The sequence below is a fragment of the Halomonas sp. genome (genome assembly GCF_034520545.1).
Taxonomy (GTDB): domain Bacteria; phylum Pseudomonadota; class Gammaproteobacteria; order Pseudomonadales; family Halomonadaceae; genus Halomonas.
Map to the genome: position 1 here is coordinate 1 of NZ_JAXHNN010000010.1, position 22710 is coordinate 22710.

General features: G+C 63.6%; 22 protein-coding genes and 1 pseudogene. 19 read left to right on the top strand and 4 right to left on the bottom strand.

Going from position 1 to position 22710, the window contains the following annotated elements; all coding sequences use genetic code 11:
* Nucleotides 1-86: 86 nt before the first annotated feature.
* From U5L98_RS08550 to U5L98_RS08615, 15 genes and pseudogenes are all read left to right on the top strand, one after another.
* A complete protein-coding gene (locus tag U5L98_RS08550) occupies nt 87-437 on the top strand; it encodes a hypothetical protein (protein ID WP_322557903.1) in 351 nt (116 codons plus the stop codon).
* Nucleotides 438-558: 121 nt separating this feature from the next.
* Nucleotides 559-693, top strand: a complete 135-nt coding sequence (locus U5L98_RS08555; RefSeq protein ID WP_322557904.1) for a hypothetical protein — start codon at nt 559-561, stop codon at nt 691-693.
* Between the two features lie 26 nt (nt 694-719).
* Nucleotides 720-848: pseudogene (locus U5L98_RS18970) on the top strand (hypothetical protein); the annotation flags it as partial.
* A gap of 11 nt (nt 849-859) precedes the next feature.
* Complete coding sequence (locus U5L98_RS08560) at nt 860-1198, top strand: cadherin-like domain-containing protein (RefSeq protein WP_322557905.1); 339 nt, start codon at nt 860-862, stop codon at nt 1196-1198.
* A 61-nt stretch (nt 1199-1259) separates the two neighbouring features.
* Nucleotides 1260-1649: a cadherin-like domain-containing protein gene (locus U5L98_RS08565; protein WP_322557906.1), complete on the top strand. Its 390-nt coding sequence runs from the start codon at nt 1260-1262 to the stop codon at nt 1647-1649.
* A gap of 16 nt (nt 1650-1665) precedes the next feature.
* Nucleotides 1666-1893 carry a cadherin-like domain-containing protein gene (locus U5L98_RS08570; RefSeq protein WP_416208227.1) on the top strand — a complete coding sequence of 76 codons (228 nt, stop codon included), beginning with the start codon at nt 1666-1668 and terminating at the stop codon, nt 1891-1893.
* 91 nt (nt 1894-1984) lie between these two features.
* Nucleotides 1985-2431 carry a cadherin-like domain-containing protein gene (locus U5L98_RS08575; protein ID WP_416208228.1) on the top strand — a complete coding sequence of 149 codons (447 nt, stop codon included), beginning with the start codon at nt 1985-1987 and terminating at the stop codon, nt 2429-2431.
* Nucleotides 2376-2780, top strand: coding sequence for a cadherin-like domain-containing protein (locus U5L98_RS08580; RefSeq protein WP_322558928.1), 405 nt, complete (start codon nt 2376-2378; stop codon nt 2778-2780). The genes U5L98_RS08575 and U5L98_RS08580 overlap by 56 nt, the downstream gene beginning before the upstream one ends.
* Before the next feature lie 339 nt (nt 2781-3119).
* A complete protein-coding gene (locus U5L98_RS08585; protein ID WP_416208251.1) occupies nt 3120-3482 on the top strand; it encodes a cadherin-like domain-containing protein in 363 nt (120 codons plus the stop codon).
* Complete coding sequence (locus U5L98_RS08590) at nt 3404-4525, top strand: tandem-95 repeat protein (RefSeq protein WP_322557908.1); 1122 nt, start codon at nt 3404-3406, stop codon at nt 4523-4525. Before U5L98_RS08585 ends, U5L98_RS08590 begins: the two co-directional genes overlap by 79 nt.
* 79 nt (nt 4526-4604) lie before the next feature.
* Nucleotides 4605-7748, top strand: coding sequence for a tandem-95 repeat protein (locus U5L98_RS08595; protein WP_322557909.1), 3144 nt, complete (start codon nt 4605-4607; stop codon nt 7746-7748).
* Nucleotides 7738-8772 carry a cadherin-like domain-containing protein gene (locus U5L98_RS08600; protein ID WP_322557910.1) on the top strand — a complete coding sequence of 345 codons (1035 nt, stop codon included), beginning with the start codon at nt 7738-7740 and terminating at the stop codon, nt 8770-8772. The genes U5L98_RS08595 and U5L98_RS08600 overlap by 11 nt, the downstream gene beginning before the upstream one ends.
* An 11-nt stretch (nt 8773-8783) precedes the next feature.
* On the top strand, nt 8784-9146 hold the full coding sequence (locus tag U5L98_RS08605) for a hypothetical protein (RefSeq protein WP_322557911.1): 363 nt from the start codon (nt 8784-8786) through the stop codon (nt 9144-9146).
* Nucleotides 9136-11496: a cadherin-like domain-containing protein gene (locus tag U5L98_RS08610; RefSeq protein WP_322557912.1), complete on the top strand. Its 2361-nt coding sequence runs from the start codon at nt 9136-9138 to the stop codon at nt 11494-11496. Before U5L98_RS08605 ends, U5L98_RS08610 begins: the two co-directional genes overlap by 11 nt.
* Before the next feature lie 93 nt (nt 11497-11589).
* The gene (locus tag U5L98_RS08615; protein ID WP_322557913.1) at nt 11590-11928 is read left to right on the top strand and encodes a tryptophan synthase subunit beta like protein; all 339 of its coding nucleotides are present in this window, start codon (nt 11590-11592) and stop codon (nt 11926-11928) included.
* Nucleotides 11929-11998: 70 nt separating this feature from the next.
* Here the strand turns inward: U5L98_RS08615 and U5L98_RS08620 are convergent, their stop codons facing one another.
* The 4 genes from U5L98_RS08620 to U5L98_RS08635 form a co-directional block, all read right to left on the bottom strand.
* The gene (locus tag U5L98_RS08620; protein WP_322557914.1) at nt 11999-13915 is read right to left on the bottom strand and encodes an EAL domain-containing protein; all 1917 of its coding nucleotides are present in this window, start codon (nt 13913-13915) and stop codon (nt 11999-12001) included.
* A 42-nt stretch (nt 13916-13957) separates the two neighbouring features.
* The gene (locus tag U5L98_RS08625; protein WP_322557915.1) at nt 13958-14659 is read right to left on the bottom strand and encodes a transglutaminase-like cysteine peptidase; all 702 of its coding nucleotides are present in this window, start codon (nt 14657-14659) and stop codon (nt 13958-13960) included.
* A 151-nt stretch (nt 14660-14810) separates the two neighbouring features.
* Nucleotides 14811-15977: a 1-acyl-sn-glycerol-3-phosphate acyltransferase gene (locus tag U5L98_RS08630; protein WP_322557916.1), complete on the bottom strand. Its 1167-nt coding sequence runs from the start codon at nt 15975-15977 to the stop codon at nt 14811-14813.
* Between the two features lie 26 nt (nt 15978-16003).
* Nucleotides 16004-16936, bottom strand: coding sequence for a recombination-associated protein RdgC (locus U5L98_RS08635; RefSeq protein ID WP_322557917.1), 933 nt, complete (start codon nt 16934-16936; stop codon nt 16004-16006).
* Nucleotides 16937-17097: 161 nt separating this feature from the next.
* Here U5L98_RS08635 and U5L98_RS08640 point away from each other — a divergent pair, with 161 nt between their 5' ends.
* The 4 genes from U5L98_RS08640 (at nt 17098) to pheA (ending at nt 22698) form a co-directional block, all read left to right on the top strand.
* The gene (locus U5L98_RS08640) at nt 17098-17517 is read left to right on the top strand and encodes an acyl-CoA thioesterase (protein ID WP_416208229.1); all 420 of its coding nucleotides are present in this window, start codon (nt 17098-17100) and stop codon (nt 17515-17517) included.
* Between the two features lie 119 nt (nt 17518-17636).
* On the top strand, nt 17637-20357 hold the full coding sequence (gyrA, locus tag U5L98_RS08645) for a DNA gyrase subunit A (RefSeq protein WP_322557919.1): 2721 nt from the start codon (nt 17637-17639) through the stop codon (nt 20355-20357).
* 15 nt (nt 20358-20372) lie between these two features.
* Complete coding sequence (gene serC, locus U5L98_RS08650) at nt 20373-21476, top strand: 3-phosphoserine/phosphohydroxythreonine transaminase (protein ID WP_322557920.1); 1104 nt, start codon at nt 20373-20375, stop codon at nt 21474-21476.
* A 130-nt stretch (nt 21477-21606) separates the two neighbouring features.
* Nucleotides 21607-22698 (top strand): prephenate dehydratase, encoded by a 1092-nt coding sequence (pheA, locus tag U5L98_RS08655; RefSeq protein WP_322557921.1) that lies wholly within the window; start codon nt 21607-21609, stop codon nt 22696-22698.
* Nucleotides 22699-22710 lie beyond the last annotated feature (12 nt).

Sequence of the window (22710 nt, forward strand, 5' to 3'; positions counted from 1 at the left end):
CGGCCGATGGTGCCTACACCTTCACCCGGTAGCGGACTACAAGACGGCCCACATCCCGGTCGCCGCCTACAGCATGAGCGATGACGGTGGCACCCACTCCGGGTGACACTTCGACGCTGACGATCTCCGGCGCGCCGGTCGATGACGCCTTCGCCGATGACGACGAGATCGTTTCGATCGCCGAAGACACGCAGGCCGCCGGCAACGTGCTGGACGCCAGCCCGAACCCCACCGGCGACGGTGCCGTTGAGGTCACGACCTTCGCGGTGGACGCCAACGGTGATGGTACCGACGAGAGCTTCGATGCCGGCCAGACGGCCACCATTGCAGGCATCGGTGAGCTGACCATCGCGGCCGATGGTGCCTACACCTTCACCCCGGTCGCGGATCCCGACGGCGCGGTGCCGGTCGCGCGCGCCTGCAGCGTGAGTCGATGACGGTGGCACCACTACCGGTGACACTTCGGCGCTGACGATCTCCGTCACGCCGGTCAATGACGCCTTCGCCGATGACGACGAGATCGTTTCGATCGCCGAAGACACGCAGGCCACCGGCAACGTGCTGGACGCCAGCCCGAACCCCACCGGCGACGGTGCCGTTGAGGTCACGACCTTCGCGGTGGACGCCGACGGTGATGGTACCGACGAGAGCTTCAATGCCGGCCAGACGGCCACCAGTCGCAGGCATCGGTGAGCTGACCCGTCGCGGCCGATGGTGCCTACACCTTCACCCCGGTCGCGGATTACAACGGCCCGGTCCGGGTCGCCGCCTACAGCATGAGCGATGACGGTGGCACCACTACCGGTGACACTTCGACGCTGACGAGTCTCCGTCACGCCGGTCAATGACGCCTTCGCCGATGACGACGAGATCGTTTCGATCGCCGAAGACACGCAGGCCGCCGGCAACGTGCTGGACGCCAGCCCAGAACCCCACCGGCGACGGTGCCGTTGAGGTCACGACCTTCGCGGTGGACACCAACGGTGATGGTACCGACGAGAGCTTCAATGCCGGCCAGACGGCCACCATTGCAGGCATCGGTGAGCTGACCATCGCGGCCGATGGTGCCTACACCTTCACCCCGGTCGCGGATTACAACGGCCCAGTCCCGGTAGCCACCTACAGCATGAGCGATGACGGTGGCACCACTACCGGTGACACTTCGACGCTGACGATACTCCGTCACGCCGGTCGATGACGCCTTCGCCGATGACGACGAGATCGTTTCGATCACCGAAGACACGCAGGCCACCGGCAACGTGCTGAACGCCAGCCCGAACCCCACCGGCGACGGTGCCGTTGAGGTCACGACCTTCGCGGTGGACACCAACGGTGATGGTACCGACGAGAGCTTCAATGCCGGCCAGACGGCCACCATTCCAGGCATCGGTGAGCTGACCATCGCGGCCGATGGTGCCTACACCTTCACCCCGGTCGCGGATTACAACGGCCCGGTCCCGGTAGCCACCTACAGCATGAGCGATGACGGTGGCACCACTACCGGTGACACTTCGACGCTGACGATCTCCGTCACGCCGGTCAATGACGCCTTCGCCGATGACGACGAGATCGTTTCGATCGCCGAAGACACGCAGGCCACGGCAACGTGCTGGACGCCAGCCCGAACCCCACGGCGACGGTGCCGTTGAGGTCACGACCTTCGCGGTGGACACCAACGGTGATGGTACCGACGAGAGCTTCAATGCCGGCCAGACGGCCACCATTGCAGGCATCGGTGAGCTGACCATCGCGGCCGATGGTGCCTACACCTTCACCCCGGTCGCGGATTACAACGGCCCGGTCCCGGTAGCCACCTACAGCATGAGCGATGACGGTGGCACCACTACCGGTGACACTTCGACGCTGACGATCTCCGTACACGCCGGTCAATGACGCCTTCGCCGATGACGACGATCGTTTCGATCGCCGAAGACACGCAGGCCACCGGCAACGTGCTGGACGCCAGCCGAACCCACCGGCGACGGTGCCGTTCGAGGTCACGACCTTCGCGGTGGACACCAACGGTGATGGTACCGACGAGAGCTTCAATGCCGGCCAGACGGCCACCATTGCAGGCATCGGTGAGCTGACCATCGCGGCCGATGGTGCCTACACCTTCACCCCGGTCGCGGATTACAACGGCCCGGTCCCGGTAGCCACCTACAGCATGAGCGATGACGGTGGCACCACTACCGGTGACACTTCGACGCTGACGATCTCCGTCACGCCGGTCAATGACGCCTTCGCCGATGACGACGAGATCGTTTCGATCGCCGAAGACACGCAGGCCACCGGCAACGTGCTGGACGCCAGCCCGAACCCCACCGGCGACGGTGCCGTTGAGGTCACGACCTTCGCGGTGGACACCAACGGTGATGGTACCGACGAGCTTCAATGCCGGCCAGACGGCCACCATTGCAGGCATCGGTGAGCTGACCATCGCGGCCGATGGTGCCTACACCTTCACCCCGGTCGCGGATTACAACGGCCCGGTCCCGGTAGCCACCTACAGCATGAGCGATGACGGTGGCACCACTACCGGTGACACTTCGACGCTGACGATCTCCGTCACGCCGGTCAATGACGCCTTCGCCGATGACGACGAGATCGTTTCGATCGCCGAAGACACGCAGGCCACCGGCAACGTGCTGGACGCCAGCCCGAACCCCACCGGCGACGGTGCCGTTGAGGTCACGACCTTCGCGGTGGACACCAACGGTGATGGTACCGACGAGAGCTTCAATGCCCGGCCAGACGGCCACCATTGCAGGCATCGGTGAGCTGACCATCGCGGCCGATGGTGCCTACACCTTCACCCCGGTCGCGCGATTACGACGGCCCGGTCCCGGTAGCCACCTACAGCATGAGCGATGACGGTGGCACCACTACCGGTGACACTTCGACGCTGACGATCTCCGTCACGCCGGTCAATGACGCCTTCGCCGATGACGACGGATCGTTTCGATCGCCGAAGACACGCAGGCCACCGGCAACGTGCTGGACGCCAGCCCGAACCCCACCGGCGACGGTGCCGTTGAGGTCACGACCTTCGCGGTGGACACCAACGGTGATGGACCGACGAGAGCTTCAATGCCGGCCGGACGGCCACCATTGCAGGCATCGGTGAGCTGACCATCGCGGCCGATGGTGCCTACACCTTCACCCCGGTCGCGGATTACAACGGCCCGGTCCCGGTCAGCCGCCGTCACGGCGTGAGCGATGACGGTGGCACCACTACCGGTGACACTTCGACGCTGACGATCTCCGTCACGCCGGTCAATGACGCCTTCGCCGATGACGACGAGATCGTTTCGATCGCCGAAGACACGCAGGCCACCGGCAACGTGCTGGACGCCAGCCCGAACCCCACGGCGACGGTGCCGTTGAGGTCACGACCTTCGCGGTGGACACCAACGGTGATGGTACCGACGAGAGCTTCAATGCCGGCCAGACGGCCACCATTGCAGGCATCGGTGAGCTGACCATCGCGGCCGATGGTGCCTACACCTTCACCCCGGTCGCGGATTACAACGGCCCGGTCCCGGTAGCCACCTACAGCATGAGCGATGACGGTGGCACCACTACCGGTGACACTTCGACGCTGACGATCTCCGTCACGCCGGTCAATGACGCCTTCGCCGATGACGACGAGATCGTTTCGATCGCCGAAGACACGCAGGCCACCGGCAACGTGCTGGACGCCAGCCCGAACCCCACCGGCGACGGTGCCGTTGAGGTCACGACCTTCGCGGTGGACACCAACGGTGATGGTACCGACGAGAGCTTCAATGCCGGCCAGACGGCCACCATTGCAGGCATCGGTGAGCTGACCATCGCGGCCGATGGTGCCTACACCTTCACCCCGGTCGCGGATTACAACGGCCCGGTCCCGGTAGCCACCTACAGCATGAGCGATGACGGTGGCACCACTACCGGTGACACTTCGACGCTGACGATCTCCGTCACGCCGGTCAATGACGCCTTCGCCGATGACGACGAGATCGTTTCGATCGCCGAAGACACGCAGGCCACCGGCAACGTGCTGGACGCCAGCCCGAACCCCACCGGCGACGGTGCCGTTGAGGTCACGACCTTCGCGGTGGACACCAACGGTGATGGTACCGACGAGAGCTTCAATGCCGGCCAGACGGCCACCATTGCAGGCATCGGTGAGCTGACCATCGCGGCCGATGGTGCCTACACCTTCACCCCGGTCGCGGATTACAACGGCCCGGTCCCGGTAGCCACCTACAGCATGAGCGATGACGGTGGCACCACTACCGGTGACACTTCGACGCTGACGATCTCCGTCACGCCGGTCAATGACGCCTTCGCCGATGACGACGAGATCGTTTCGATCGCCGAAGACACGCAGGCCACCGGCAACGTGCTGGACGCCAGCCGAACCCCACCGGCGACGGTGCCGTTGAGGTCACGACCTTCGCGGTGGACACCAACGGTGATGGTACCGACGAGAGCTTCAATGCCGGCCAGACGGCCACCATTGCAGGCATCGGTGAGCTGACCATCGCGGCCGATGGTGCCTACACCTTCACCCCGGTCGCGGATTACCGACGGCCCGGGTCCCGGTAGCCACCTACAGCATGAGCGATGACGGTGGCACCACTACCGGTGACACTTCGACGCTGACGATCTCCGTCACGCCGGTCAATGACGCCTTCGCCGATGACGACGAGATCGTTTCGATCGCCGAAGACACGCAGGCCACCGGCAACGTGCTGGACGCCAGCCCGAACCCCACCGGCGACGGTGCCGTTGAGGTCACGACCTTCGCGGTGGACACCAACGGTGATGGTACCGACGAGAGCTTCAATGCCGGCCAGACGGCCACCATTGCAGGCATCGGTGAGCTGACCATCGCGGCCGATGGTGCCTACACCTTCACCCCGGTCGCGGATTACAACGGCCCGGTCCCGGTAGCCACCTACAGCATGAGCGATGACGGTGGCACCACTACCGGTGACACTTCGACGCTGACGATCTCCGTCACGCCGGTCAATGACGCCTTCGCCGATGACGACGAGATCGTTTCGATCGCCGAAGACACGCAGGCCACCGGCAACGTGCTGGACGCCAGCCCGAACCCCACCGGCGACGGTGCCGTTGAGGTCACGACCTTCGCGGTGGACACCAACGGTGATGGTACCGACGAGAGCTTCAATGCCGGCCAGACGGCCACCATTGCAGGCATCGGTGAGCTGACCATCGCGGCCGATGGTGCCTACACCTTCACCCCGGTCGCGGATTACAACGGCCCGGTCCCGGTAGCCACCTACAGCATGAGCGATGACGGTGGCACCACTACCGGTGACACTTCGACGCTGACGATCTCCGTCACGCCGGTCAATGACGCCTTCGCCGATGACGACGAGATCGTTTCGATCGCCGAAGACACGCAGGCCACCGGCAACGTGCTGGACGCCAGCCCGAACCCCACCGGCGACGGTGCCGTTGAGGTCACGACCTTCGCGGTGGACACCAACGGTGATGGTACCGACGAGAGCTTCAATGCCGGCCAGACGGCCACCATTGCAGGCATCGGTGAGCTGACCATCGCGGCCGATGGTGCCTACACCTTCACCCCGGTCGCGGATTACAACGGCCCGGTCCCGGTAGCCACCTACAGCATGAGCGATGACGGTGGCACCACTACCGGTGACACTTCGACGCTGACGATCTCCGTCACGCCGGTCAATGACGCCTTCGCCGATGACGACGAGATCGTTTCGATCGCCGAAGACACGCAGGCCACCGGCAACGTGCTGGACGCCAGCCCGAACCCCACCGGCGACGGTGCCGTTGAGGTCACGACCTTCGCGGTGGACACCAACGGTGATGGTACCGACGAGAGCTTCAATGCCGGCCAGACGGCCACCATTGCAGGCATCGGTGAGCTGACCATCGCGGCCGATGGTGCCTACACCTTCACCCCGGTCGCGGATTACAACGGCCCGGTCCCGGTAGCCACCTACAGCATGAGCGATGACGGTGGCACCACTACCGGTGACACTTCGACGCTGACGATCTCCGTCACGCCGGTCAATGACGCCTTCGCCGATGACGACGAGATCGTTTCGATCGCCGAAGACACGCAGGCCACCGGCAACGTGCTGGACGCCAGCCCGAACCCCACCGGCGACGGTGCCGTTGAGGTCACGACCTTCGCGGTGGACACCAACGGTGATGGTACCGACGAGAGCTTCAATGCCGGCCAGACGGCCACCATTGCAGGCATCGGTGAGCTGACCATCGCGGCCGATGGTGCCTACACCTTCACCCCGGTCGCGGATTACAACGGCCCGGTCCCGGTCGCCGCCTACAGCATGAGCGATGACGGTGGCACCACTACCGGTGACACTTCGACGCTGACGATCTCCGTCACGCCGGTCAATGACGCCTTCGCCGATGACGACGAGATCGTTTCGATCGCCGAAGACACGCAGGCCACCGGCAACGTGCTGGACGCCAGCCCGAACCCCACCGGCGACGGTGCCGTTGAGGTCACGACCTTCGCGGTGGACACCAACGGTGATGGTACCGACGAGAGCTTCAATGCCGGCCAGACGGCCACCATTGCAGGCATCGGTGAGCTGACCATCGCGGCCGATGGTGCCTACACCTTCACCCCGGTCGCGGATTACAACGGCCCGGTCCCGGTAGCCACCTACAGCATGAGCGATGACGGTGGCACCACTACCGGTGACACTTCGACGCTGACGATCTCCGTCACGCCGGTCAATGACGCCTTCGCCGATGACGACGAGATCGTTTCGATCGCCGAAGACACGCAGGCCACCGGCAACGTGCTGGACGCCAGCCCGAACCCCACCGGCGACGGTGCCGTTGAGGTCACGACCTTCGCGGTGGACACCAACGGTGATGGTACCGACGAGAGCTTCAATGCCGGCCAGACGGCCACCATTGCAGGCATCGGTGAGCTGACCATCGCGGCCGATGGTGCCTACACCTTCACCCCGGTCGCGGATTACAACGGCCCGGTCCCGGTAGCCACCTACAGCATGAGCGATGACGGTGGCACCACTACCGGTGACACTTCGACGCTGACGATCTCCGTCACGCCGGTCAATGACGCCTTCGCCGATGACGACGAGATCGTTTCGATCGCCGAAGACACGCAGGCCACCGGCAACGTGCTGGACGCCAGCCCGAACCCCACCGGCGACGGTGCCGTTGAGGTCACGACCTTCGCGGTGGACACCAACGGTGATGGTACCGACGAGAGCTTCAATGCCGGCCAGACGGCCACCATTGCAGGCATCGGTGAGCTGACCATCGCGGCCGATGGTGCCTACACCTTCACCCCGGTCGCGGATTACAACGGCCCGGTCCCGGTAGCCGCCTACAGCATGAGCGATGACGGTGGCACCACTACCGGTGACACTTCGACGCTGACGATCTCCGTCACGCCGGTCAATGACGCCTTCGCCGATGACGACGAGATCGTTTCGATCGCCGAAGACACGCAGGCCACCGGCAACGTGCTGGACGCCAGCCCGAACCCCACCGGCGACGGTGCCGTTGAGGTCACGACCTTCGCGGTGGACACCAACGGTGATGGTACCGACGAGAGCTTCAATGCCGGCCAGACGGCCACCATTGCAGGCATCGGTGAGCTGACCATCGCGGCCGATGGTGCCTACACCTTCACCCCGGTCGCGGATTACCGACGGCCCGGTCCCGGTAGCCACCTACAGCATGAGCGATGACGGTGGCACCACTACCGGTGACACTTCGACGCTGACGATCTCCGTCACGCCGGTCAATGACGCCTTCGCCGATGACGACGAGATCGTTTCGATCGCCGAAGACACGCAGGCCACCGGCAACGTGCTGGACGCCAGCCCGAACCCCACCGGCGACGGTGCCGTTGAGGTCACGACCTTCGCGGTGGACACCAACGGTGATGGTACCGACGAGAGCTTCAATGCCGGCCAGACGGCCACCATTGCAGGCATCGGTGAGCTGACCATCGCGGCCGATGGTGCCTACACCTTCACCCCGGTCGCGGATTACAACGGCCCGGTCCCGGTAGCCACCTACAGCATGAGCGATGACGGTGGCACCACTACCGGTGACACTTCGACGCTGACGATCTCCGTCACGCCGGTCAATGACGCCTTCGCCGATGACGACGAGATCGTTTCGATCGCCGAAGACACGCAGGCCACCGGCAACGTGCTGGACGCCAGCCCGAACCCCACCGGCGACGGTGCCGTTGAGGTCACGACCTTCGCGGTGGACGCCAACGGTGATGGTACCGACGAGAGCTTCAATGCCGGCCAGACGGCCACCATTGCAGGCATCGGTGAGCTGACCATCGCGGCCGATGGTGCCTACACCTTCACCCCGGTCGCGGATTACAACGGCCCGGTCCCGGTAGCCACCTACAGCATGAGCGATGACGGTGGCACCACTACCGGTGACACTTCGACGCTGACGATCTCCGTCACGCCGGTCAATGACGCCTTCGCCGATGACGACGAGATCGTTTCGATCGCCGAAGACACGCAGGCCACCGGCAACGTGCTGGACGCCAGCCCGAACCCCACCGGCGACGGTGCCGTTGAGGTCACGACCTTCGCGGTGGACACCAACGGTGATGGTACCGACGAGAGCTTCAATGCCGGCCAGACGGCCACCATTGCAGGCATCGGTGAGCTGACCATCGCGGCCGATGGTGCCTACACCTTCACCCCGGTCGCGGATTACCGACGGCCCGGTCCCAGGTAGCCACCTACAGCATGAGCGATGACGGTGGCACCACTACCGGTGACACTTCGACGCTGACGATCTCCGTCACGCCGGTCAATGACGCCTTCGCCGATGACGACGAGATCGTTTCGATCGCCGAAGACACGCAGGCCACCGGCAACGTGCTGGACGCCAGCCCGAACCCCACCGGCGACGGTGCCGTTGAGGTCACGACCTTCGCGGTGGACACCAACGGTGATGGTACCGACGAGAGCTTCAATGCCGGCCAGACGGCCACCATTGCAGGCATCGGTCGAGCTGACCATCGCGGCCGATGGTGCCTACACCTTCACCCCGGTCGCGGATTCCCGACGGCCCGGTCCCAGGTCGCCCGCCTACAGCATGAGCGATGACGGTGGCACCACTACCGGTGACACTTCGACGCTGACGATCTCCATCACGCCGGTCAATGACGCCTTCGCCGATGACGACGAGATCGTTTCGATCGCCGAAGACACGCAGGCCACCGGCAACGTGCTGGACGCCAGCCCGAACCCCACCGGCGACGGTGCCGTTGAGGTCACGACCTTCGCGGTGGACACCAACGGTGATGGTACCGACGAGAGCTTCAATGCCGGCCAGACGGCCACCATTGCAGGCATCGGTGAGCTGACCATCGCGGCCGATGGTGCCTACACCTTCACCCCGGTCGCGGATTACAACGGCCCGGTCCCGGTAGCCACCTACAGCATGAGCGATGACGGTGGCACCACTACCGGTGACACTTCGACGCTGACGATCTCCGTCACGCCGGTCAATGACGCCTTCGCCGATGACGACGAGATCGTTTCGATCGCCGAAGACACGCAGGCCACCGGCAACGTGCTGGACGCCAGCCCGAACCCCACCGGCGACGGTGCCGTTGAGGTCACGACCTTCGCGGTGGACACCAACGGTGATGGTACCGACGAGAGCTTCAATGCCGGCCAGACGGCCACCATTGCAGGCATCGGTGAGCTGACCATCGGCAGCGACGGTGCTTACACCTTTGAACCATCCACACACTACAGTGGGCCAGTGCCACTTGTTACCTACAGTATGAGCGATGACGGTGGCACCACCACCGGTGACATCTCGACGCTAGACATTAAAGTAATACCCGTCGCAGATACTCCTACAGCATCTATTTCGCTAGACAGCGCAACTATTGCGGTGGGCTCAAGAGTTGATGAGCAGATAAGCACAATCATCATCGGTGACGCGACCGGTGATAACAACATCAATGGATCGATAAACACTGACTACAGTGAAGACGAAAACGTCACCGTTGACTTTGGCAGTGATTATGCTGGGCAAACTGTTAGCCTCCAGCTTGATATAGAGATCAATGGCAGCTGGAACTACGACGGAGGTAGTAATAATGCTCAATATTTCGACGATTTCTGGGAGCTTTTGGTCGATGGCGTTGCTAAAGCGCGTTTCTTTTACAATGCTAACCTAAACGAGAACAGTGGCCAGAGTACAGCGAACTCTGACAACCTTCTCTCGGGTGGGGACAATATCCGCTTCGCGAGCCCTTCTACGACGAATAGCAATATTACCGAATTCAAGCATACCTACGATATTGACGTCGTGCTCGACTCCAATGGCAAGGCAGAGCTTGGCTTCGCCGCGCAGACAACCGAGTTTGGGCTCAACGGAGAGACAGCGACGATCACAGGCGTAGCCGTAACGAACCTCGAGACTTACACTTATAAGTTCGATGTGTCCGCGGCACTGGTTGACACTGATACCAGCGAGAGCCTTGCATTGCAGATCTCAGGTGTGCCGCAAGGGTCAGCCTTTGTAAGCCTTGTCAGCACAAACAACTTCACGCTGAGCGATCAAGGTGGCGGGACCTGGTTGCTTACAGGTGTGCAAAATGCCACGAGCCTAACCGATACGCTGACGCTAGTCGTCGCATCTGTGCCGGGGTCCCCGCCGCAGTTCGACCTGAGTGTGCAGTCCATTGCAACAGAGAGTGGCAATCAGGATGAAGCACAGAGCGCTATATCAATGCTGCAGATCAACGGTACTTCTGTAACCAGCGCTCCCATCGCCCTCGACTTGGACGACGACGGTCTAGAATACCTCTCCCTCGACGCAGGTGTGGTGTTCACGGATGAGAACTCTGGTGAGTCTGTGAACACGGCTTGGGTCGGTGCGGACGATGGCCTGCTGGTCATCGATGCCAATAACTCCGGCACCGTAGACGAATCGAAGGAGTACGTCTTCACCGAGTGGTCCGAGACAGCCGAGACAGACATGGAGGCGGTCAGGGAAGTCTTCGATACCAACAGCAACGGTATGCTTGATGCTGGTGATGAGGCCTGGAATCAGTTCGCGGTATGGCAGGATGCCAACTCGGATGGCAAGACCGATGAGGGTGAGTTGTTCTCTCTGGGCGAGCTGGGTGTTGAGAGCATCGCACTTGATTATGATGCGCTAAGTGAAGCGCGGACCGAAGCCGATGGCGATGTGATAGTGCACGGCCAATCCCAGGTGACCTGGTCGGATGGCAGCACGACCACTGCCGAGGACACCAGCTTCGCCATCAGCGCCGCGGAGGTGCTGTCGGATGGTGAGGATGAGCTTTTCCAGGAGGATGGCACTTCCTCACAGGTAACGGCTCAAGCCCCCTATCCTGGGGAGCAGGTCGATGCGCCAGCGAGTGTCGCGCCATCCTTCGAGGAGTTGGACACATCGAATAACTCCATCGAATGATAATGAAACGCTAGGCAGTCTATGCCTCGCCCCGCCCGGTTACCCGGGCGGGGCGTTTTGCTAAGCTGCCTGTATCAGTGTTCGGAGAGACTCATGTACATCAAACGCGACGATGACGGCCGCATCGAACTGGTCAGCCGGGACGAGACGCCGAAGTGCCGAGAGTACCTCTCGGTGGACTCCCCGGAGCTGCTGGCGTTTCTGATAGAGGACGAAAAGGGCAGGGGGCAGGCGCCTTTCCAGGCCTCGGATCTGGCCTTCGTGCGCGTGCTGGAGGACGTGATCGAGCTGCTGATGGACAAGGGCGTGATCAGCTTCACCGACCTGCCGGAGCCGGCCCAGCAGAAGGTGATGGAGCGTCAGTCGCTGCGTAGGCGGCTCAATGGCCTGCAACTGGTGTCCGGCAGTGACGAGGAGGGCGGGGTGATCTAGCCCTGTTGAGATAGACAATGACCATGACGTAACGGGCCGGCATTCAGAAAAATGCCAGACCGTCGCATTGTCAGATCAGCGGCTTGTCGTTCTGGCGTACGCCGGGGCCGGTGACGCCGTCCAGGCCGAGTTCAAAGAGCACCTTGGCTTCATCGAGGTTGTCGACGCCTTCGGCGATAGCCAGTATCCCCAGTGAGTGGCAGAGCGTGGCCATGCCGCGCAGGATGGTCTGCTGCTCGGGGCTCTGGTCGACGCCCTTGACCAGCGAGCTGTCGATCTTGAGGTAGGCCAGGCCGAGGTCCTGCAGGTCGGGGATGCGGGTGAACTCGGCGCCCACGTGCTCCAGGCCGATCCGGCAACCGAGCGGCTGCAGGGTATGGCAGAGGCTGCGGAAACCGGCGAGGTCGTGGATCGCCAGGGACGCCGGGATCTCGAGCCAGAGCTTCCCGGCGACATCGGGGCGTGACGTGAGTCGCGCCCGGAGCTCCATGACGAAGCGCGCATCCTGGATCGAGGCGGCCGAGAGGTTGATGCCCAGTGGCTTGCCGCGCTGGGTGATGTCGCGCACGGCTTCATCGATCACCGCCAGGTCGAGCTGGCTGTCGAGCTCAAGCCGCGAGACCCAGGGCATGAAGACCCCGGCGGGCTGCCACTCGCCTTTCAGGCGCAGCCGCGAGGGGCTCTCGAAGTGCAGAAGCCCGCCCTTGCCATCCAGCACCGGGTAGTGGGCCAGGTAGACGCCTTTCGCCACGGCCTCCTGAAGGGCCTGGCGCCACTGGGCATGGCTGGTGAAGAGGCTGCGGCGCTGCGGGCCCTGGGCGATGACCACGCTCCGGTCGCCGCGGGTCTCGGCGGTCGAGAGGGCGCCATCCAGGCTGGCCAGCAGCACGCTGCGCTGGTCCCCCTGGGCGTAGTCGATCAGTGCCGCGGGCAGGCCAACGGGTATCCCGCCCTGATCCGTGAGGGGGGCGAGATGCTTGCGGAGCTCATGACTCAGCGGTTCCCGGTCGTGGGCATCAGGCAGCAGGAGGGCGAAGTCGCTGCCATTGAGGCGGCCGACGATCCCGTCGCCGCGAACGTTGCCGAGCTGATCGAGGACGGTGGCCAGCCCATGCAGCAGCTTGTCGGTGTCGCGATGACCGAGACGCTCGTTGACCTCGGCCAGATCGGCAACGCGGACCAGGATGAGCGTTCCACTGGCCCGTGCATCCTGGCTCTCCAGGTGGATCTGAAGCTGGGCGATGAAGGCATCGCGCTTGAGCACGCCGGTCACGCTGTCGTGCTGCAGTCGCCGACGCAGGAGATCGAGCCGTTGGCTCTCTTCCCCGAGCATGCTCCCCACGGAGGCGGAGAGCTGGTTCATGGCCAGTACGACCTCGCGCAGCTCCTTCGTGCGAGGGGCAGGAAGGGTGGTGAAGCGACGCTCCCCGATATCCCGCGCCTGCTCGACCACCTGGCGAAGCGGGCGGCGGATGCTATTCACGATCAGCCAGCCCAGCAGAAGGCTAAGAACCCCGGCGAGAGCGAACCAAACTGTCAGGGCGAGGCTGCTCTGCCAGAGCGATCGGTAGGCATAGCCGTGGTGGCTCTCAAGAGTCAGGGTGGCGTATTGGCTCCAGCCGTCCTGGATCACTGCGCGACCGGGTGGAACATCGAGGTCGACCAGACTCACAAACCAGCCTGGCACATCGTCGATGTGGTCGTTGTCATTGCGTTGTAAGATGATTTCTCCCTCTGGGTCGCGCAATTCGATCAAGCGGTAATGGCCGGTGTCGTATTGGGCCGCCATGAGCAGCTCGATGGTTACCGGGTCCTTGTCCAGCTGGCTCATGGAAAGCGCCAGAGCATTGGCGTTGTCGGCGTTCTTGATGCGGACTTCCTGTTCGATGTAGTGGCGACTGGTGGTTACGCCGATGAACAGGCTGCCGATAAAGGCCAGCAACAGTAGCCCCACAATGGTCAGCCATATCTGCTTGATCAGTGACATATCGCTGCTCCCTCGGGGGTTATCCCCTTATTATCAATCATGTTAGATGAAGCCTTGTTGCTGCATACGGTTGATAGCGTTGCGCCAGCGTGAAAGCCGGGCGAGCGGGTCGGCACGCGACTGGGTGGACCCCCCGGCCCAGAGCCCGCTGCTGTTGAAGCTGAATACCGGATCGAGATCAGTGCGTTGCGCGGCCGGGGTGATCGAGGGCACCAGGTTATCGAGCACCAGTGGCTCGGCGGCGGGCGTTTCGTAATAGCCCAATACCATGTGAGCCTGGGTGATGCCGCTGCGGCCGATGCGCGCCTTGACGTAGATCATGCGCAATTTATCCCCCGGCACTCCCAGTTCCTTTAGAGTGATGTACTTGGCAATGGAGTAGTCCTCGCAGTCTCCCTGGCCTCGGCCCAGGGTCTCCAGCGGCGTCGCCCAGTAGTCCTCCTGGCCCCAGATATCGATATCGTCGAGCCAGCGGATGCGCCGATTGAAGAAGTCGTTGACCTCGCGCAGGCGTGTTTCCAGGTCGGCAGCACGCAGTCGCTCCAGCAGCGTAAACCAGGCCTCGAGACTCACCAGACCGCGCTGGCCGTACTGAGCCTGCATGCTTTGGCGCAGGCGCGAGAGGTTGGCCCCGACGGAGGCGGGACCCAGCCCCAGGCCGACGGCCAGCCCCAGGCTGCCAAGCCCCGCCAGGAAACGACGGCGCTCGGGCGAGTCGAGTGTCCGGAAGGGAGGCGGCGACATGGAGCAGGCCTGTATGCGCATTGTTTCAAGTCTAGGGGGCGGGACCCCCTAATGCGAGAGGCTTAGAGTCATGATGTCGAGGGTTTCAGCTCTTTCCGGCTCTTAGCTCGTACGCTCACTCCGGACGTCTCTTACCCCATGCCTCGCTTTTCTATGGGCAGCGACCGGCCTTGTTGAGCACCGGATTGGCATACTGGGTCAGCCACCAGCGGCGAAGGTCATCCGGCACGGTCTGCAGGCGCGCCTGAAAGCGGGCGCGATCGGCGTCGCTGACCTCGCTCAGATCGAGCAGGTCGGGAGCCTCGCCCAGCGCTTCCAGGGCCAGATAGTGGCTGGGAAAGAGGTGATAGCCGGCGAGCACCTGGCGATCGATCTCGGCGGCCGCGGCATCGGGGTCGTCGAACGCCGCCGTAAGCGGGGTGCCGAAGGTGAGCTGTACCCGTCCCTTGTGGCCGGTGATACCGGCGACGATGGAGCTGATGTCCTCGAACTCGCTCTTCTCGTAGTTGCCGCTGGTCTGCATGGCGTGCAGCTCCCTCGCCTTCTGCAGGTCGCAGGGATCGTACTCGTAGCTGATCGAGACGGGCACCAGGCGCAGTTCAGCGATGGCCTCGCCGATGCTCGCCTGGCGTTCGCGGCCGCGGCGGGCCATGGTCAGCATCTTGATGATCGCCGGGTCGGTGCGGTCGATGCCGTCCTTGGCGCGTCCCTCTCGCTGGGCCATCCAGATGGAGTGGTTGTCCGCGAGAATGGAGTGGCGGATGTAGGCGGAGAGATTCTGGTAGGCAGCCAGCATGGCGCGCTTGCCGCGGGCGCTGCGCGGCACGATGAAGCTCTTGTTGAGCCGCATCAGGTCGTTGACGTAGGGCTTCTTGAGCAAGTTGTCGCCGATGGCGATACGCACGGTATCGCGCCCGGCCAGGTAGAGGGCGTAGTTGACGAAGGCCGGGTCCAGCGAGATATCGCGATGGTTGCCGATAAACAGGTAGGCGCTGTCCGGGTCCAGCGAATCGAGACCCTCCACCCGAAAGGTGTCGGTGGAGGTTCGGATCATGCGCTGCATATAGCTGGCGATGCGCATCTGGAAATCATGCACGCCGGTCACGTCACGTACCTCACGGCGGACGGCGACGCTGGCCAGAGCGCGCGACAGGCGTGGCATCAAGCGGCTGAGCCGCGGTAGACGGAAGCGGGTCAGGGCATTGAGCAGCTCGGGATCATGGGCCAGGCGCTCGAGCACCTCGGCCACCTCATCGTCCTGATAAGGGCGGATCTCGGCCCAGGGATCGGCTGCGGGAGTGGGATGCGTCTCGGTCATGGGGTCCAGGCTGTGGTCAGAAGCGATCAGATGCTGCGGGCGTCACCGGCAGAGCCGGCTTCGCCGTCCAGCCACTCGATCAGGCGCTCGATGTTTTCTGCCAGCGCCTGGGTCATCAGGATGAAGTCGGTCTCCAGGCGCACCAGGGGATCATCGCCATCGTCGGTCTGGGAGGCCTCGTCGATCAGGGCATCGTCGAAGCGCAGCGACTTGATCGCCAGATCGTCATGTAACACGAAGCTTAGCCGGCCTTCGATCGAGAGTGCCAGCTTGCTGGCCTGCCGACCGCTCTCCAGCAGCTGCTGGATCTCGTCGCTGTCGAGGTCGACCTGGCGGGCACGCAGCACGCCATCGTCGCCCTTGGCCTTGAGCTCCACCTGGTCGCCGAGTACCAGGTCGGCAGGGCGCGAGCCGGCATCGCCGAGCCAGGTGGTCATGGCCCGCATGGGCAGTGTCTGGCTGGCCAGCGGGGTCACCTTCAGGCTACCCAGGGTCTCGCGCAGCAGATCGAGAAGTTCCTCGGCGCGCTTGCGGGAGCTGGCGTTGACGGCAATCAGCTGGCGGCGGCTGTCCCACCACAGGTCGATCTTCTGGCTGCGCACGAAGGCGCGTGGCAGTAGCTCCTCGTAGACCTCTTCCTTGATCGCCAGCTTCTCCTTGCGGGGCAGCTTGCGCCCCTCGCGGGTCTCGATGGCCTCGCTGCGCTCCTCGACCTCCTCGCGTACCACCGAGGCGGGCAGGATGCGTTCCTGGCGCAGGGCGGTCATCAGACGTTGGCCCTGCAGTTCGTGCAACAGCTGCGTCCCTGCGCGACCGGCCGGGGCGGACCAACCGAGGCGCCTCGCCTCGCTTCCCCCCAGAGGGCGAAAGGCCTGCTCGCCCAGGGCGGTTTCCAGGCTGTCGGCATCCAGCTCCGGAGCGTCGTGCAGGCGGTAGAGATGCAAGTGCTTGAACCACATGGAGCATTTCCCGAGAGAAAAGGGCACATTATGGCCAAAGAGAGGCGCTGGTGCCAGCGTATGAGAAGGTAGCGCAAGACATCGATATTCAAACGATAGTTTGAAAATTGGCTGCCACTCTGACTAGAATCGAGGCTTTGCCCGCACAGGAGCGCACCCGCATGGATTCCCGCATCTCCCATATCACCCTGCGCGTCAGAGGTTATCACCTGGATGGCTATGGGCATGTGAACAATGCCCGCTATCTGGAATTCCTTGAGGAGGGGCGCTGGGCGTACTTCGACGACCGTCCTGGCCTGGCAGCGTTCCTGCAGAAGGGCGACGTGGCCTTCGTTGCGGTCAACCTCAACATCGACTATCGGCGTGCTGCCGTTGCCGGCGACGACCTGGAGGTCCTGACCCGGCTCGCCGAGCTCGGGTCGCGCAGTGCCCGCATGCATCAGGAGGTCCTTCGTGTGCGCGACGGCAAGCCGGTGGCCAGCGCCGATATCACCTTCGTGCTGCTCGACATGACCAGCCACCGGGCCATCGAGATCGGTGGCGAGATCCGCGAGGCCATGGCAGCGCTGGTCTTGCCGTAGCCCCCTTGCACAGCTCCCTTTGCACCCATCGGGATGGTATGATGTCAGGCTGATATTGCGCGCCATGACACGGCCACGTGACGCGCCAACCTGTTGCAGTGCAAAGGATTCGACGACCCATGGGTGACATCGCCAGAGAGATTCTGCCAGTCAACATCGAGGACGAGCTCAAGCAGTCGTACCTCGATTACGCGATGAGCGTGATCATCGGCCGTGCGCTGCCTGACGTGCGCGATGGCTTGAAGCCGGTGCACCGGCGTGTGCTGTTTGCCATGCATGAGCTCGGCAACGACTGGAACAAGCCGTACAAGAAGTCTGCCCGTGTGGTGGGCGATGTCATCGGTAAGTACCACCCCCATGGCGACAGTGCCGTCTACGACACCATCGTGCGCATGGCTCAGGACTTCTCCATGCGTCACGTGCTGGTCGACGGCCAGGGCAACTTCGGCTCCATCGACGGCGACAACGCCGCGGCCATGCGCTACACCGAGATCCGCATGTCGCGGCTCGCCCATGAACTGCTCGCCGATCTCGAGAAGGACACCGTCGACTGGGTCGACAACTACGACGGTACCGAGCGCATTCCCGATGTGCTGCCGACCAAGGTGCCCAACCTGCTGATCAACGGCTCCTCCGGCATCGCCGTGGGCATGGCGACCAATATCCCGCCCCACAACATGGCCGAGATCATCAACGGCTGCCTGGCGCTGATCGACGACTACACCCTCACCGTCGACGATCTCATGGAGCACATCACCGGGCCGGACTTCCCTACCGGTGCCATCATCAACGGCCGTGCCGGCATCCTCGAGGCCTACCGTACCGGTCGCGGGCGCATCTATGTGCGTGCTTGCCACACCATCGAGCACGACGACAAGACCGGTCGCGATCACATCATCGTCAGCGAGTTGCCCTACCAGGTGAACAAGGCGCGGCTGATCGAGAAGATCGCCGAGCTGGTCAAGGAAAAGAAGATCGAGGGCATCGCCGAGCTGCGCGACGAGTCCGACAAGGACGGCTTGCGGGTGGTGATCGAGGTCAAGCGCGGCGAATCCGGAGAGGTGGTGGTCAACAACCTCTTCGCCCAGACCCAGTTGCAGAACGTGTTCGGCATCAACATGGTGGCCATCGAGGATGGCCAGCCCAAGATCCTCAACCTCAAGGAGGTGCTCGAGGCCTTCATTCGCCACCGTCGCGAGGTGGTCACCCGGCGTACGCTCTTCGAACTCAAGAAGGCCCGCGAGCGCGGCCATATCCTCGAAGGCCTGGCCGTCGCCATCTCCAACATCGATGAGGTGATCGAGCTGATCAAGGCCTCGCCGAATGCCTCCGAGGCCAAGGAAAAGCTGCTGGCCCAGTCCTGGCAGCCGGGGCAGGTCACCGCCATGCTCGAACGTGCCGGGGCCACTTCCTGCAAGCCTGAGGACCTGGAGGAGGGTTTCGGCCTCAACCAGACCGGCAGCGAGTACCGCCTGTCGCCGGCTCAGGCTCAGGCCATCCTTGAATTGCGCCTGCACCGACTGACCGGCCTCGAGACCGAGAAGCTGCTCGATGAGTACCTATCGATTCTCGAGAAGATCGCCGAACTCACCGCCATCCTGGCTTCTGCCGAGCGGCTGCTCGAGGTGATCCGCGAAGAGCTGAACGCTGTGCGCGATCAGTTCAGCAACCCGCGCAAGACCGAGATCCAGGCCAGCCACCTGGACCTGCGCCTCGAAGACCTGATCGCCGAAGAAGACATGGTGGTCACCGTGTCGCGTACCGGCTATGCCAAGACCCAGCCGCTTTCCGACTACCATGCCCAGCGCCGTGGTGGGCGCGGCAAGTCGGCCACGGCGATGAAGGACGAGGACGTCATCGAGCACCTGCTGGTGGCCTCGACCCACGACACCGTGTTGCTGTTCTCCAATCGTGGCAAGGTCTACTGGCTCAAGGTCTACGAGATGCCCGTCGCCAGCCGTGGCTCGCGGGGCAAGCCGCTGGTCAACCTGCTGCCGCTGGACGAGGGCGAGGCGATCAACGCCATACTGCCGGTGCGTGATTACCATGCCGAGAACTACATCTTCTTCGCCACTGCCCGCGGCACCGTCAAGCGCACCAGCCTCGAGCAGTTCTCGCGGCCGCGTAGCGTTGGCTTGATCGCCATCGATCTCGATGAGGGTGACCGCCTGGTGGGTGCCGCCATCACCACCGGCAGCGACCACGTCATGCTGCTCTCGTCCAACGGCAAGGCGATTCGCTTCGAGGAGTCCAACGTGCGCGCCATGGGCCGCACCGCCCGTGGCGTGCGTGGCATGCGGTTGCTCGGGAATGCCGAGGTGATCAGCCTGATCATTCCGCAGAGCCAGCAGATCGACGCCGAAGCCGATGTCGAGGTCGAGGCCGAGGAGGGCACCAGCGTCGAGAACGGCAACGGCGGCCAGATCTATATCTTGACGGCCAGTGAGAACGGCTACGGCAAGCGAACCCGCCTCGAGGAGTTCCCGCTGCGCGGGCGCGGCGGCCAGGGCGTGATCGCCATGCAGACCAGCGAGCGCAATGGCGCCCTGGTGGCGGCCATGCAGGTCTACCCTACCGACGAGATGATGCTGATCACTGACCGCGGCACCCTGGTGCGCACTCGGGTCGAGGAGGTCTCGATCACCTCGCGTAACACCCAGGGCGTGATGCTGATTCGCCAGGGCAACGACGAGAAGCTGGTCAAGACCGTGCGAATCGACGAGCCCGAAGATACGGCGACGGCTCCCGAGGAGGCGGGGGAGACCGGCTCTGCGTCACCTGACGATGGGACGCCGACGGCCGGTGCGGAAGATGCCGGTGGTCAGCCAGACCAGGAATAAGGACACGCTACGCTGATGACACGTCACTACAATTTTTGTGCCGGCCCGGCCGCGCTGCCTACGGCCGTGCTGGAGCGAGCCCGGGACGAGCTGCTGGACTACCACGGCCGCGGCCTCTCGGTGATGGAGATGAGCCATCGCGGTGAGGCGTTCGTCGCCATTGCCGAGCGTGCCGAAGCCGACCTGCGCGAGCTGCTGGCCATTCCCGACAACTATCGGGTGCTCTTCACCCAGGGTGGGGCCAGCCTGCAGTTTGCCGCGCTGCCCTACAACCTGCTGGGGGCGGGCGGTCGTGCCAACTTCCTGCATACCGGCATCTGGGGCAAGAAGGCGATCAGCGAGGCCCGCCATCTGTTCGGCGACGTCCACGTGGCCGCCTGCAGCGAGGATAACGGTCACAGCGCCGTCCCCCGTCAGGAAGACATCGTCCTCTCCGAAGACGCCGCCTACCTGCACTACACCGCCAATGAGACCATCGGCGGGCTCGAGTTCGACTATATACCCGAGGCGAGGCGGCCGGATGGCACGCTGGTGCCTCTGGTCTGCGACATGTCCTCGAGCCTCCTCTCCGGCCCCCTCGATGTCTCCAGGTTCGGGGTGATCTATGCCGGTGCCCAGAAGAACATCGGGCCCGCCGGCCTGGTGGTGGTGATCGTGCGCGATGACCTGCTGGATCAGGCGTGCGATTACATGCCCTCGCTCTTCGGCTACAAGACACTCAGCGAGGCGAGCTCGATGGTCAACACCCCGGCGACCTACAGCTGGTATCTGGCGGGACTGGTCTTCGACTGGCTGAAGAACGACGTCGGCGGACTGACGGCCATGGACGCCATCAATACCCGCAAGGCGGCGCGTCTCTATGCGGCCATCGACGGCAGCGGGCTCTATGCCAATCCGATCACGCTGCGCAATCGCTCGCGGATGAACGTGCCCTTCGTGCTCGCCGACCCGCGCCTGGACCGCCCGTTCCTGGAGGAGGCCGAGGCGGCGGGGCTACTCAACCTCAAGGGGCACCGCAGCGTCGGTGGCATGCGGGCCAGCCTCTACAATGCCGTGCCCGAACAGGCCGTGGATGCCCTGGTGGCCTTCATGGCGGATTTCGAGAAGCGGTGGGGGTAATTCTGCTTGGGGTTTCTGCTTGGGGTCAGACCCTTAAATGGATTTAGGGAAGACCCACCCCTAAATCCATTTAAGGGTCTGACCCCGGTGGCTACCCGATGGCTAAACACACGATAATCAGGGGACAAACATGACCGATACCCCCAACGACCTCGAGGCATTGAGGCAGCGCATCGATGCCCTGGACAATGACATCCTGCGCCTGATCAGCGAGCGGGCGGCCTCTGCTCAGCAGGTGGCCGAGATCAAGGCGGACCATGAACCCGGTTCGATCTTCTACCGGCCCGAGCGAGAAGCCCAGGTGCTGCGCCGTATCATGGAGCTCAACAAGGGCCCCCTGGACAGTGAGGAAATGGCGCGACTGTTCCGCGAGATCATGTCGGCCTGCCTGGCCCTCGAGCAGCCGGTTAAGGTCGCCTACCTGGGGCCGGAGGGTACCTTCACCCAGCAGGCCGCCATCAAGCACTTCGGCGAGAGCGCGATCAGTCTGCCGATGGCCGCCATCGATGAGGTGTTCCGCGAGGTAGAGGCCGGCGCCGTCAACTATGGCGTGGTACCTGTCGAGAACTCTACCGAGGGTGTGATCAACCACACCCTGGATTCTTTCATGGACTCCAGCCTGCGCATCTGCGGCGAGGTCGTGCTGCGTATCCACCATCACCTGCTGGTGTCCGAGACGACGCGTCTTGACAAGGTTTCACGGATCTACTCCCATCCGCAGTCCTTCGCCCAGTGTCGCAAGTGGATCGACGCCCACTTTCCCCAGGCCGAGCGGGTACCGGTCTCTTCAAACGCCGAGGCCGCCCGGCTGGTCAAGACCGAGTGGCACAGCGCTGCGATCGCCGGTGACATGGCCGCCAAGCTCTACGGGCTCGCCAGGCTGGCCGAGAAGATCGAAGACCGGCCGGATAACTCCACCCGCTTTCTGATCATCGGTAATCAGGATGTGCCCATTTCCGGCGAGGACAAGACCTCGCTGGTGGTCGCGATGCGCAATCAGCCGGGGGCCCTGCACGACCTGCTCGAGCCCTTCCATCGTCACCAGATCGATATGACGCGTCTCGAGACACGCCCGTCGCGTACCGGCGTGTGGAACTATGTGTTCTTCATCGACTTCAAGGGGCATCGCGAGGAGCCGCGAGTCGCGGCCATGCTCGAGGAGGTCCAGCTGCGCGCCGCCGAGGTGAAGGTGCTCGGCTCCTATCCCGTCGGCGTCCTCTGAGGGATGGCGGAT